The sequence below is a fragment of the Hungatella sp. L36 genome, assembly GCF_014288035.1.
Genome location: NZ_JACOPC010000013.1, coordinates 203386 through 216406, shown reverse-complemented (window position 1 = coordinate 216406; position 13021 = coordinate 203386). Strand labels below are relative to the sequence as shown.

Annotated in this window: 12 protein-coding genes; 10 read left to right on the top strand and 2 right to left on the bottom strand. The window is 52.8% G+C overall.

The window, feature by feature from the left end:
• Positions 1 to 193 precede the first annotated feature (193 nt).
• Positions 194 to 715, top strand: coding sequence for a GNAT family N-acetyltransferase (locus tag H8S80_RS25395; protein ID WP_117632501.1), 522 nt, complete (start codon positions 194 to 196; stop codon positions 713 to 715).
• Positions 712 to 1944 (top strand): DUF4272 domain-containing protein, encoded by a 1233-nt coding sequence (locus H8S80_RS25390; protein WP_117632500.1) that lies wholly within the window; start codon positions 712 to 714, stop codon positions 1942 to 1944. The genes H8S80_RS25395 and H8S80_RS25390 overlap by 4 nt, the downstream gene beginning before the upstream one ends.
• 147 nt (positions 1945 to 2091) lie before the next feature.
• Here the strand turns inward: H8S80_RS25390 and H8S80_RS25385 are convergent, their stop codons facing one another.
• The gene (locus tag H8S80_RS25385) at positions 2092 to 2382 is read right to left on the bottom strand and encodes a hypothetical protein (protein WP_117632499.1); all 291 of its coding nucleotides are present in this window, start codon (positions 2380 to 2382) and stop codon (positions 2092 to 2094) included.
• A 98-nt stretch (positions 2383 to 2480) separates the two neighbouring features.
• Entirely contained in the window at positions 2481 to 3092 is a 612-nt protein-coding gene (locus H8S80_RS25380) for a 4Fe-4S binding protein (RefSeq protein WP_117632498.1), read from the bottom strand.
• A gap of 166 nt (positions 3093 to 3258) precedes the next feature.
• Between H8S80_RS25380 and mobB the strand changes: the two genes are divergently transcribed.
• From mobB to H8S80_RS25340, 8 genes are all read left to right on the top strand, one after another.
• Positions 3259 to 4461 (top strand): molybdopterin-guanine dinucleotide biosynthesis protein B, encoded by a 1203-nt coding sequence (gene mobB, locus H8S80_RS25375; protein WP_117632497.1) that lies wholly within the window; start codon positions 3259 to 3261, stop codon positions 4459 to 4461.
• Entirely contained in the window at positions 4458 to 5144 is a 687-nt protein-coding gene (locus H8S80_RS25370; RefSeq protein ID WP_117632496.1) for a Crp/Fnr family transcriptional regulator, read from the top strand. Before mobB ends, H8S80_RS25370 begins: the two co-directional genes overlap by 4 nt.
• Positions 5145 to 5281: 137 nt before the next feature.
• A complete protein-coding gene (locus H8S80_RS25365; protein ID WP_117632495.1) occupies positions 5282 to 7387 on the top strand; it encodes a molybdopterin oxidoreductase family protein in 2106 nt (701 codons plus the stop codon).
• Positions 7368 to 7790: a 4Fe-4S dicluster domain-containing protein gene (locus H8S80_RS25360; protein ID WP_002602898.1), complete on the top strand. Its 423-nt coding sequence runs from the start codon at positions 7368 to 7370 to the stop codon at positions 7788 to 7790. Before H8S80_RS25365 ends, H8S80_RS25360 begins: the two co-directional genes overlap by 20 nt.
• Complete coding sequence (locus tag H8S80_RS25355) at positions 7787 to 9019, top strand: NAD(P)/FAD-dependent oxidoreductase (protein ID WP_117632494.1); 1233 nt, start codon at positions 7787 to 7789, stop codon at positions 9017 to 9019. Before H8S80_RS25360 ends, H8S80_RS25355 begins: the two co-directional genes overlap by 4 nt.
• 3 nt (positions 9020 to 9022) lie before the next feature.
• Positions 9023 to 9961 (top strand): TDT family transporter, encoded by a 939-nt coding sequence (locus H8S80_RS25350; RefSeq protein WP_002602900.1) that lies wholly within the window; start codon positions 9023 to 9025, stop codon positions 9959 to 9961.
• Between the two features lie 88 nt (positions 9962 to 10049).
• Positions 10050 to 11300 carry a molybdopterin molybdotransferase MoeA gene (locus H8S80_RS25345; RefSeq protein ID WP_117632493.1) on the top strand — a complete coding sequence of 417 codons (1251 nt, stop codon included), beginning with the start codon at positions 10050 to 10052 and terminating at the stop codon, positions 11298 to 11300.
• Between the two features lie 173 nt (positions 11301 to 11473).
• A complete protein-coding gene (locus H8S80_RS25340) occupies positions 11474 to 12991 on the top strand; it encodes a Na+/H+ antiporter NhaC family protein (protein WP_117632492.1) in 1518 nt (505 codons plus the stop codon).
• The last annotated feature ends 30 nt before the right edge of the window (positions 12992 to 13021 follow it).

The following is a 13021-nucleotide window of genomic DNA, read 5'->3' as shown; positions in this document are numbered from 1 at the left end:
GGCCGGGACGGTCCGAACAGAATAATCAACGCCTGTGGAGCTGGCATAAGACCTGTTAGATAGAAGGGCAATTGGCGCTGAAACAGGAAGCTCGTGTATTTATACATGAGTATGTTCACTGATATAGGATTCCAATTCTCACTTTTTATGGTAAAATAGCCATAGAGAATGGAAATTGGAGGTTTGACAGACTTTGGAAAAGAACATTTGGCTGGATAAATTAAGGGAAGAAGACAGGGATACGGTATTTTCCATGACTTCCGACCCGGAGATCGTAAAATATATGCGTTTTGATACCCATGAGAAGCCGGAGGAGGCAGAAGAACTCATCCGGCATTATACGGTAGGAGGAAATTACGGCTTTCTCATACGAATTGCAGACAGCAAAGAACCGGTAGGAGTCGCCGCCCTGAAACAGGATGAGGAGAACTGCGGAGAGTATTCGGTGTCTCTGTTCAGTTTTCAGAGATTCTGGAACAAGGGATACAATACCGCCGCGGTGGAACTGCTGAAGACATTTGCACAGGAACAGGGAATCAGAGCTCTGAAAGCTTATGTGGTGGAAGAAAATTACGGTTCACGAAAGGTGATGGAGAAATGCGGATTTCAGATACAGGAGATCCTTCATTTTGATGATTTTCCCTCTGGATTATACGTTTACGCTCTGCCAATGGAATCAAGCGTTGTACCAGATATAGAAAGGATAATACCATGAAACTGTTTGGAAAGAAGGCTCAGCCTAAAAAGGAAGAACCAAAGACGCAGGAAGCAGTCCTGACACTGTATGCCTGCAGAAAAGACGGGAAGGCCGTGCCGGATATTGCATGCCGTCTGTTTGCTGATGTGATGGACAGGATCTTTTATACGGACGAAGATGAATTTCAGATTCGTTTTAAGGATGGCACAACATCGGTTTTCCACCTGGTAACGGACGCCGAGGAGACGAAGGTGCAGTCCAATGGAATGGCCAATTTCTTTTCCCAGGCCCCTCTTGAGAATGAGGAGGTGAAGGAAGCGGCCCTCTGCCAGATGCGTCTGTTTAATTGTATCATAGGAATCCGGTTCGAAATCGACGGGGACAGCGACAGGACAAACGGTATCATACACTCCATTTATGGCATGGCGGAAGAGCTCAGCGCCTTTGTGCTGTATCCCAATATGTATCTGTATCACTGGGATGGCCGCCTGCTGCTGTCGATTGACGGAAAGAGTGATTTTGAAGAATTTTATCCGCAGGCCAGCACCACGATTCTGGATCGTGAGGTGAATGAGGAAGAGGCAGACAGAGAACGGAAAATGCGTTCCATCGTCATTTTAAAGGAGAAGGGGATTCCCTTTCTTGAGCATTTAAAGGCGTCGGTGTTCGAATCGGAATGTAAAATTCCGGACAAGGAAGTGATCATTCATCGCCTTGCCTGTATTTTTACCGCTTGTGTCCAGTCTGAGATTTATACCAGCGGCCAGTTTGAAAACTGCAGGGAAATGGCGGCGGAAGAGATCGCACAGATGGAGGAACGCTATCAGATTTTGGATTGGCTGTCACCGGAAGAGCGGGACTATCTCGAAAATCCGGACAAGGATCCGGCGCTCCATAACCGGTTTGGATGGCGGTACGAGTGCTGCTCTGTACTTTTGTGGGCACTGTCCATGATGGAGTTGAAGGAACCGACAGAAATTTGCGATGCCTCTGAGCTTGGGGCTGTCATGTGGAACCATACCTTTGACAGCCTGATGGAAGCAGCGGTGCTTCGCAGCAGGGACGAGATTCTCGACATGCAGGATCTGGTACTGCGGTATGACTGGGCCTGCGTCGATGCGAGAGTCCACCACAAGGAGGTTCCGATGCTGTGCAGTGATATTGTTTTCGAATGGCATTACGCGCTCAACTGGCTGGTGCAGGCCGATGGAATCGCAGACTGGGACCGGGTGACAACGACGACGTAGGAGTGGAGAGGAATTCACGGATACAGCTGTTCGACTGCGAATACCGCGTGTTATCGGCAGCCGGTGGATTTTCCATGAAATATGAAAAGAAAGAGGACGGGACACAGACCGCTTTCCACGCAAATTTATTTCACATATCTTTTTCTCTCACATAGATCCTTCGGCAGTGGCCGCATTCGATTTTTGCATCCGGTACCACTGCCGTAGTTTTTTTACTTCCCCGGCCGTAAGGACAATCTTCCATTTCCCATCATCCGCAGTTTCGATAAGCCCGGTCCGGTATCGCCCGTTCCCGGAAAATTTCCCTAATTCCTTTATAAAATGAATGTGAAATGCATAGGCCCTGTTAGGAATGGTAAACCAATCGCTGTCTGCATAAATAACATCCCGCCTGTGGATTTTCGTCTGCTCAAAACACTCATTAAAACTGACTTCCAAATAGAGTTCCTCCCGCTGCAGCCAGGATAAATGATGCAAGATAGAAACAAAATAACAAATATCAGGAGGAACCTGTCTTTCCGCAGCTGAGTGTTTGATCAGTCGTTCAGATTAATTACCGCCCCTACAGGGCAGGTCTCCTGACACAACCCGCACCGGAGACAATGGTCTCCCGCAATTTGATAAGGCTCCCCCGGCGTGATGCATTGTTGCGGACATGCCTCCGCGCACCGCCCGCATCCGATACATGCGTCAGTGATGGAAAATCCGCTCACTTCCTCATCCGCCCCTCCGTAGGAGAAGCTTGCCCGGTTGATTGGATAGTGAAGCAGATCAAACCATTCCCCGCTGCCTTCATAAATCAGAAATGCATCAAGTATATAACGGCTGTCACCCGGATAGACCTCATTCATGCCCGGATTCTGGAGAAATACCTCGTCCACCCATTTCTTATCTGCAAGGCGCAGGCGTCCCGTGAATTTCAGCGACTGGCATTCCGGGCACATGGCGCTTAAGGCAATCTCACCGCTGGCGGCCAGCTGCTTATAAAAAGGCTTGCCTTTTGAGGTTACGATGTACATTCCGTCATCATTGGCGATCATGATATTGATGATCCGGCTCTGCGGATGGCCCCCGGCGTCCACCGTCGCGGCGGATGCGATCTTGACCTGCCGAAACATAGTTACATACTTCTTTGCTTTTTCGTTCATGGAAAACACCTCCTGATGATGTAAGCTTACTCCTTTTGAACAGGATTGTAAATGGCAGACGACCGAAATGACCCGTTTGGCTTCCATCTGCCTTTTTCTCATTTGCAACCCGTTTTATTCTGTGATATGATAAAAAGATACGATTAAGTAAACGAGGTGGCAGCGGATGAAAGAGAACTGTGGTATCGTCATCCTCTCCGGCGGCTCCGGCCGCCGCATGGGGTACGTCAATAAGGCCGATCTGGACTATCACGGAAGGAGCTTTGCCGGGCAGATTATGGAGGAGCTGTCAGGCCTGGGGCTGCCATTTTTCCTGTCCACGGGAATTTACGGGAATCCAACCGAAATTCCTGATAACTGCACTGCAATTTTGGATCGTCCGGTCGATGGACAACAGGGACACATCGGTCCCATGGGCGGCATCCGTTCCTGCTTTTTAGAGACGGACGCGGCCGGCCTTCTGTTTGTGCCGTGCGACATGCCTCTGATCCGGGCTGAGATGGGACGCCGCCTGATGGAACGGTGGACGCCGGAATACGATGCGGTGATCTGGAAGACGCGCGATGGCCGGATCCAGCCGCTTTGTGGTTTTTACTCCAGAACGTGTCTGACTGCGCTTGACGGATGCATCGGAGAAGGAAACTACCGCATGATGGAATTCCTCTCCCGAATCTCGTGCCTCGTTCTGGAAACCGGCCGGGAACACCTCCCGGACCGCTGGTTTTTAAACGTCAACGACCGTGATGCCTACGGAAGACTGGAACGGACAGTCTGTCCCGTGCTGGCGGTGAGCGGAAGCAAGAATACAGGAAAGACAACGCTTCTCGAGCGGCTGGTTTCGTTGCTGGCTTCCAGGGGAATCCGTGCTGCGGTAATCAAACACGATGGTCACGAGTTTGAGGCGGATGTGCCGGGAACGGACAGCTTTCGCATGAAGCAGGCCGGCGCGTATGGCACGGTGGTGTACTCCGGCAGTAAGTTTTCCATGGTAAAGGAACAGCCGGGTTTACAGGCAGACGCCTTCTTTTCCTTCTTTCCGGAGGCGGATTTAATTTTACTGGAGGGGCAGAAGCAGTCGGATTATCCAAAGATCGAAGTGCTGCGGCAGGAGGTCTCGAGAAAGCCCGTCTGTGACCGTTCGACCGTGCTGGCCTATGTGACAGACGGAGGATGGGAACCGGATATGGCTGAATCTGCGGCCAGGACAGAAACGCCAGAGCATTGCAAAGTACCAGAAACGATCGCTTCAAACAATCTGGATGCTATATTAGAAGTAATCATTCATTTTCTCGACTCCGCAGACCCGGATAACAGCGGCAGCCCCAAAGCCGCAAAAGCCCATCACAACAGCGGAGGACATGCCGTATGACCATGGATGAAGCATTTGAAATATCCAATATTTTGAGATGTGCCAGCCCGGCCAGCCGGACGGAGATCGCTTCATTCGCTTATATGAAGCGGTATGAGAAGGGGCAGCACGTGTTCTACGACCGGGAAGATCTGACCTGCTTCTATATCCTTCTGGAGGGAATGGTTTCGCTCTATAAGCTGAACACTCTGGGGGAAAAGAAAGTGATATTCGTCTACGGCCCGGGAAACCTTCTGAATGAAGTCCTGTTCGAGGATATTCCGGCTTCCATCAACTGCGAGGTCCGGGAGGACTCCCGTGTTCTCGTCCTTCCGAAGGACAGGCTGTGGCATGTGATGGCGCGGGACGGCGAGCTGACAAAGGCCGCCTTCAACTCCATGGCCATAAGAATCCGCCGCCTGTACCGCCAGATGAAGAACACCACCAACGCGCTGAAGGGAGAAAAACGCCTCGCCGCCAAGCTCTACATGCTGGCCAGAGATTACGGGAAGGAGACGGAGAGAGGGATCTCCATCGAAATGCAGTTAAGCATCACCTATCTTTCCGAAATGCTGGGCTCCAAGCGGGAAACGGTATCGAGGCAGGTGAAGAAACTCTGTGACTCGGGCCTGATCCTTATGGAAAAGAATCATTTCTGGATTCCCAACCTGGAGAATTTGAGCAATTATTTTAAACAGCCGTGATGAAAATCACGGCGTTTTTTGTACATTTCTGCTATAGTTAAAATATTAACGAAAAAAGAAGAATCGATGCATGGCGCTGACAGGCTGTCACAACGGCTGTGCAGCGGGATCAATGATTGACGGGAAGGAAGGAACGCATGAAAAAAGTACAATCAACCTGCAACTACTGTGCCCTGGACTGCAACCTGGATTTTTACGTGGAGGACGAGAAGATCGTCAGGGTGCTTCCGACAAAGGGGTACCCGGTCAACGACGGCTTCTGCTGCATCAAGGGACTGTCCCTGGATAAACAGCAGACTGTGGTGAAGACCTCGCCGCTTCCGAAGATCCGGCAGGCGGACGGTTCCATGAAGGAAGTTTCCTGGGACGAGGGATTTCAGTATGTGGCGGATCAGTTACAGGAGCTTCAGGCAAAATACGGCCGGGAAAGCGTGGCGGGCATCAGCACCGGCCAGCTGACCATGGAGGAATTTGCCATTTTCGGCCACGTCATGAGAAATTACTTAAAGACCAATGTGGACGGCAATACCCGTCTCTGCATGGCGACCGCGGTCGTGGCCCACAAGCAGAGCTACGGCTTCGATGCCCCGGGATACACACTTAAGGATCTGGAGCTTTCCGATACGATTATCTTCATCGGGGCCAATCCGGTCGTTGCCCATCCCATCCTCTGGAAACGGGTGCGCCAGAATCCCGATAAAAAGGTGATTGTCATCGACCCGAGAAAATCGGAGACAGCCATGAACGCGGATTACTGGTACCCGGTAAAATGCAGGGGAGACTTATATCTTCTCTATACGCTGGCCAACGTTCTCATCGAAAAAGGCTGGATCGATCAGAACTACATCGAGGCACACACGGAAGGCTACGGGGAATTCAAAGAATTTGTGAAACCATTTACCCTGGACCAGGCTCAGGAGACCGCGGGACTTTCCCCGGAGCAGATTCTGGAGCTGGCGCAGCTGATTCACGAAGGAAAGCGGGTCTCCTTCTGGTGGACCATGGGCGTGAACCAGGGCTATGAGGCGGTCCGCACCGCGCAGGCCATCATCAATCTGGCGCTGATGACAGGCAATATCGGCCGTCCGGGAACCGGGGCCAATTCCATCACGGGCCAGTGCAACGCCATGGGCTCCAGGTCCTACAGCAATACGGCGGTTCTCTACGCCGGCGGTGATTTCACGAATCCGGCCAGACGGGCTAAGGTGGCGGAATCGCTTGGCGTGGACGAGAGTGTGCTGGCCGAGAAGCCGACGGCGACCTATAACCAGATCATCGAAGGCATCAATGAAGGACGGATCAAGGGGCTGTGGATTCTCTGCACCAATCCGCGCCACAGCTGGACCAACAACGAGACATTTGCAAGCGCGGTGAAGAAGCTGGAGCTGTTTGTGGTTCAGGATATCTACGACACCATCGAGAGCGCCGAGGAGTGCACGGTCTTCTTCCCCGTAGTTCCGGGAATCAAGAAGGAAGGCACCTATATCAATCTGGAGCGCCGCCTTTCCGCCATGCGCCCCTGCCTTGCGAAGAAGGAGAATGAGATCACGGACTACGAAGCCATATTTGGCGTGGGTAAGGCGCTGGGAATGGGCGGTCTGCTGAAGGGCTGGGAGACGCCGAAGGACTGTTTCGAACTGATGAAGAAGTGTTCCAAAGGAATGCCGGGCGACATTACCGGCGTCACATGGGAGATGCTGGAGAATTCCAACGGAGTCCAGTGGCCGTTTCGGGAGGGAGAGGCGCTGGAGGACGATGAACGACGCCTGTATGAGGACGGCAATTTCTTCACTCCCAGCAGGAAAGCCCAGTTCAAATTTGAGGCGCCCATGGAAAATCCTCTGCCGCTCACGGAGGAGTATCCGTACCTGTTCAACACCGGAAGAGGCTCGGTCGGCCAGTGGCATACCCAGTCGAGAACCAGTGAGGTTCAGTTCATCGGCGACGTATCGGCCAGGGAAGCGTATCTCTTTATGAATCCCGGGACGGCCGCCGCGTATGGTCTGGAGGAAAATGACCGCATCCTGGTCCACTCCGTCAACGGAGAAAAGGCCGGTTTTCAGGTGCGGATCTCGGATCAGGTGCGGGAAAAAGAGCTGTACGCCCCGATCCACTATATTGAGTGCAATAAGCTGACGCCTTCCGTCTACGACCCGTATTCGAAGGAGCCATCCTACAAGGCGACGCCAGTCTGGTTTGAGAAAATGGAAGGAGGTAACGCGGATGTACCGGATAAAAATTGACAGAAGCCGCTGCATCGGCTGTCTGACGTGTGTGACAGCCTGCGTCGTCAGCCATGAGAGCTGCGACGCAAGAAACCGGGTGGTGATCGACAGCGAGTCAAAATGCGCACCCATTTTCTGCCGCCACTGCGAAAAGCCGGAATGTGTATACACCTGTATGACGGGAGCTATGCACAAGAATCCCGATACCGGGTTTGTGGAATACGATAAGGAAAAATGCGCCAGCTGTTACATGTGCATCATGGCCTGTCCCTACGGCGTGCTGAAGAGCGACCGGGTCGAGCATAAGGAAATTATGAAATGCAACATGTGTGTCCACCGTACCCAGGATGGTTCCCCCGCGCCGATGTGCGTGGAAATCTGTCCCATGGGAGCGATTACTCTGGAGGAGGTGAAGGGATGAGATACGTGGTATTAGGCGCTTCCGCAGCCGGAGTCAACGGCGTGCGGCAGCTTAGAAAACACTGTCCGGAGGCGGAGATCGTGCTGGTATCAAAGGATGACGCCGTTTATTCCAGATGTATTCTTCACCATTATCTGGGAGGAATCAGGACGAAGGAGGAGCTTTGCTTCGCAGAGTCCGATTTTGAGACAAAGTACCGGGTGGACTGGAGAAAGGGCGTTGTCTGTTCTGCGCTTCGGGAAGCAGAAAAAAAGGTGGTTCTGTCCGACGGAACAGAGCTTTCCTACGACCGTCTTTTAATTGCGACCGGTTCCCATACCTTCCTTCCGCCTGTAGAAGGCTTGAGAGAGGCAAAGGGCGTCTTTGGATTTCATAATTTAGACGAGGTGGAGCAGATTCGGGACGAGGCGGCGAAGGCAGAGCACATCGTTGTCATGGGCGGCGGCCTGGTAGGCATCGACGCAGCGGTGGGATTTCTCCATGGCGGCAGACGGGTGACGCTGGTAGAGATGGAGGACCATATACTGGCGAAGCAGCTGGACCGCCGCAGTGCGAAAACGTACGAGGAGGCCATGGAGAAAGAAGGCATCCAGTTTTATCTGGGCCGGGGCGTAAAGGAAGTGCGCATGGGAGACGGCGGAGAAGTCACTTCCCTGCTGCTGACCGATGGGACGGAAATCCCCTGTGACATGGTTGTGGTCACCGCCGGCGTGCGTCCCAACGTCGAATTTCTAAAGGATACCGAAGTGGAAATGGACCGGTTCGGACTGGTGATCGACCACCACGGCCAGACCAGTGTGCCGGACATTTACGGCGCGGGCGACGTGACGGGGCGTTCCCCCATCTGGCCTGCTGCGGTGAAGCAGGGCATGACCGCAGCGGATAACATGGCAGGCGTTCAGACCTCCATGGAGGACTTCTTTGCAAGCAAATCCACGATGAATTTCCTGGGAATTCCCACCATGTCCCTGGGAGTTCCGGAGATACCGGATGAGACGTATACCGTAGTCATGGAGGACAACGGAGAGCAGTACCGGAAAATCATTCATAAAAATGGGAAAATATACGGCGCAATTCTTCAGGGAGACTTGTCCTACGGCGGCGTACTGACCCAGCTGATTGCCAAAAGAATTGATGTGTCACGGGTAAAGAAACCGCTGTTTGAGATCGACTATTCCGATTTCTTCCATACAAAGGAAAACTTTGAATTCTATTATGAGGAGACGTAATCTATGAAAGAACGTTTGAAAAATATGCCGATTCCGGTTGTAGCCACCATGCTCGGCGCCGCCACCTTAAGCAACATCTATCAGGGACTCGGATACGACTGGATCCGCCACGTGACCATGTGGGCCTCCACCGTTGTGCTTCTGTTTTACATTGCAAAGATTGTCCTTTATCCTTCCATAGTAAAAGGAGAGTATAAAAATACGGTCCCGGCCAGTCTCTATGCAGGTATCACCATGGTTACCATGATTCTGTGCAGCTACTATAAGGACTGGTTTCCCGGTGCGGCCAGAGTGGTTTTAATCGCCGCTGTCTGTATCCACGCGGTTCACATCGCCGTGTTCCTGTTCAACAATGTCTTCCATGGCGTGAAGCTGGATACCTTCGTTCCCAGCTGGTTTGTCACCTTTAACGGAATCATGGTTTCCACGGTGGTCGGAGCCGCCATGCTTCCGCCGGTTATGGCGAAAGCGGTATTAATCTGGGGACTCTGTATCTATACGGTAACTATCCCGTTTATGATCTGGAGACTGGCGGCGAAGGAAGTGAAACCGGCCGTCTGGCATACCCAGGCCATCGTGCTGGCCCCCTGCAGCCTCTGTCTTGCCAGCTATTTGAATCTGGCTGCGGAGCCGAGTATGATCCTGGTGAGCGTCCTTTTCCTCTGCGTATTTTTATCCCTGGTGTTCATTATCGTGAAGCTTCCGTCCTTCTTTGCCGTGCCGTTTGCGCCGGGATTTGCGGGACTCACGTTCCCCATGGCAATCGGTATCGTAGCCTCCAATAAGGCGGCCGCGTTCTTCACGGGAGCGGGCCAGGAGACTCTGGGCTATGTGGTAAAACAGATCGCCGGAGTGCAGATTTACTTAACGACGGCCATCATCGGGATGGTGCTGTTCGGATTCATGAAATTGCTCTGCTCCCCTGCGAAGAAGCAGGTGTAACAGGATTTGAGGCGCGCCGGGAAGCGCGCCTCTTTCGTCAGATCTAAGGGAAAACAAAAAGAAATCGAATGACAGGATGGGAAGAGAGATGGATACCAGGAAAACGGGAAGCGAAGGAGAAGAGCGGGTGACATTGGAACGGGCAGTCCGGGTGCTTTTGGATCACTGCAGTATCATAGCGGAGACCGAACGGTGTTCGGTGCTCGACTGTACAGGGAGAATTCTGGCGGATGACGTGTATGCAAAGAGGGACCAGCCGCCCTTTGACCGTTCGCCGGTAGATGGCTATGCCTGCCGAAGCTGCGATATCACGGATGCATCAAGCGAAAATCCGGTTTATTTAGAGGTAGTGGAGGAGATCGACGCCGGCAGCTGGCCCACGCGCGCCGTAGGCTCCGGCCAGGCCGCCCGTATTATGACGGGCGCTCCGATTCCTGCGGGTGCGGACTGCTGTATTTATCAGGAAAAGACCGATTACGGGGAGACGTGCGTGGCGGTCTTTCAGGGCTGTCCGCGGCATGGCAATTACTGCTTTCGCGGTGAAGATATTCAGGCGGGCACTGCGGTCCTTAAGAGGGGCACACGCCTGACCTATGTGGAAGCGGGAATTCTGGCCGGGCTGGGGCTTTGCGAGGTAACGGTTTACCGGAAGATCCGGGCGGCTGTGCTGGCCTCCGGCGATGAACTGACGGAGCCGGGCCAGCCCTTGCAGCCGGGGAAAATATACGACAGCAACTTATATTTCCTGGCTGTCCGTTTAAGAGAGCTGGGGATCGAGGTCCCTGTCTGCCGCCGTGTCCCGGACAGCGAGGCTGAGATGGCAGAAGCGCTTGGCGATGCGTGCCAAAAAGCGGATCTGGTCATAACGACAGGCGGTGTGTCTGTCGGAAAGCGGGACATCATGCACCAGGCCCTCGCCATGGCCGGGGCCAGAAGGCTGTTCTGGAAAATCCTCATGAAGCCGGGAATGCCCACCATCGGCTCCGTATTAAACGGAACTCCGGTGATCAGCCTTTCCGGAAATCCCTTTGGAGCACTGGCAGACTTTGAACTCCTGTGCCGGCCTGCGTTTGAATCTATGACGGGGGATTCCTTCTATGCCCCCCGGATGAGGAAAGCCATCCTATCCCGGGGATTCTTAAAATCCAGCCCATCCCGCCGTTTTTTAAGGGGCCGTTTCGAGAACGGGGAGGTCTGGATTCCCGAGGTCAAAAAACACGCTTCCGGGATCCTCAGTTCCATGGCGGGCTGTAACTGTCTGGTGGACATTTCAGCGGGAACGGAGCGGATAGAGGCCGGAGAGAGTGTGACGATCTGCGATCTTTCCCTTGACAGATAAGGGAGACTGGCGGGAAATGGAAAAAAGTATACCTGTTCAGCAAGATAATGCTTGTAAAATTCCTCCGTATCGGATAATATTATCTGGTATTTATACATGGGAATGCATAATAATAAATCGAAGGCTCATCAGAAATCGGGTTAGGCCTTCGTAAGATACTCAGGAGGAAAGTAATGAATTACGGTATTTTAAGCCTGCTTCCGCCCATTATTGCGGTCATACTGGCAATTAAGAGCAAGAATGTAATCCTGTCCCTTTTTTGCGGCGGTTTTGCAGGCGTGATGATTTTCAGCCACGGGAATCCGTTTCTGGCTGTGAAATCGATGATTGGAGATTATTTATTCGTACAGCTGACGGACAGCTATAACGCGGGAGTGATTGTCCTGATCATCTTTATCGGCGGCTTCATCAAGCTGATGGAGAAATCGGGAGGTGCCCAGGCATTCAGCCAGAGTGTCTACCGCTACGTGAATACGAAGCTGAAGGCCCAGCTCTGCGCCTGGGCGGGCGGCATCGTAATCTTTTTCTCAGATCTGGGCACACCGCTTCTGGTAGGGCCGGTGTTTCGCCCCCTGTTTGACAAACTGAAGATTTCCAGAGAAAAGCTTGCCTGGATTCTGGATTCGACCTCCTCGCCGGTAGCCATTCTGATTCCGTTTATCGGATGGGGCGTCTATATTATGGGTCTGATCCAGTCCGAATTCGACAATCTGGGAGTAATGGATTCCGACTATACGACGTTTGTTCAGGCGATTCCATTTCAGATTTACGCAATTCTGGCAATTATCATGATTCCGCTGGTTGCCTTTACGAAGCTGGATTTTTCCCAGATGAAGAAGGCGGAACTCCGTGCCGGGAAGTCCAACGAGACGTTTTCCTTCATGCAGGAGGACGAGGAGAAGGGCAGCGCGGAAACGGGATATTCCCGGAAGAACGCAAAGCCGGTTATGGTGGTTCTGCCGATACTTGTGGTGTTTGTGACGCTGTTCGGCACGCTGGCCCCGGCCGGTTTCCCGTTTAAGAAGGTGGACGGCAATGAGTTCCGGGTTGCCCTGACTATGGGGTACTTCTTCGGTGCAATTGTGCTGATGGCATTTATCTGTATTTTTAAGGTTATGCGGTTTAAGGATACCTTCAAGGTGTATGTGGAAGGCATGAAGGGCATGACGGATGTAGCGGTCACCCTGATTCTGGCCTGGTCTCTGGGGAAAATGATCAGCGGTCTTGGAACCGCGGAATTTATCGTGGAATTCCTCCAGGCCATGCGCTTTTCCGCGGCTCTGGTACCAGCCTGCATCTTCCTGTTTGGCGCGTTTGTGTCATTCTCCACAGGGAGCTCCTGGGGAACCTTTGCGATCATGATGCCGCTGGCGATTCCCATGGCACAGGCGTTCGGTATACCGTTTGCCATCGCGGTGGGCGCGGTCTTATCCGGCGGACTGTTCGGCGACCACTGTTCCCCTATTTCAGACACTACGATTCTCTCCTCAACCGGCGCGGAGTGTGATCTGGTGGAACACATCAGGACGCAGCTGCCGTATGCGGTGGTAAACGGAATCATAGCATTTGCCGCCTATATTATCGCGGGAGTGACGAAGAGTCCTGCTGCGCTGCTCTTTGCGGTTGCCGCGCTGGTGGCGGTTATGATCGTCTTTAACCGCCTGCCTGATAAGATGGGAAAAAGGGCATAAAAAGAAGCTGTTAGTTATGCCGCGCAAGCC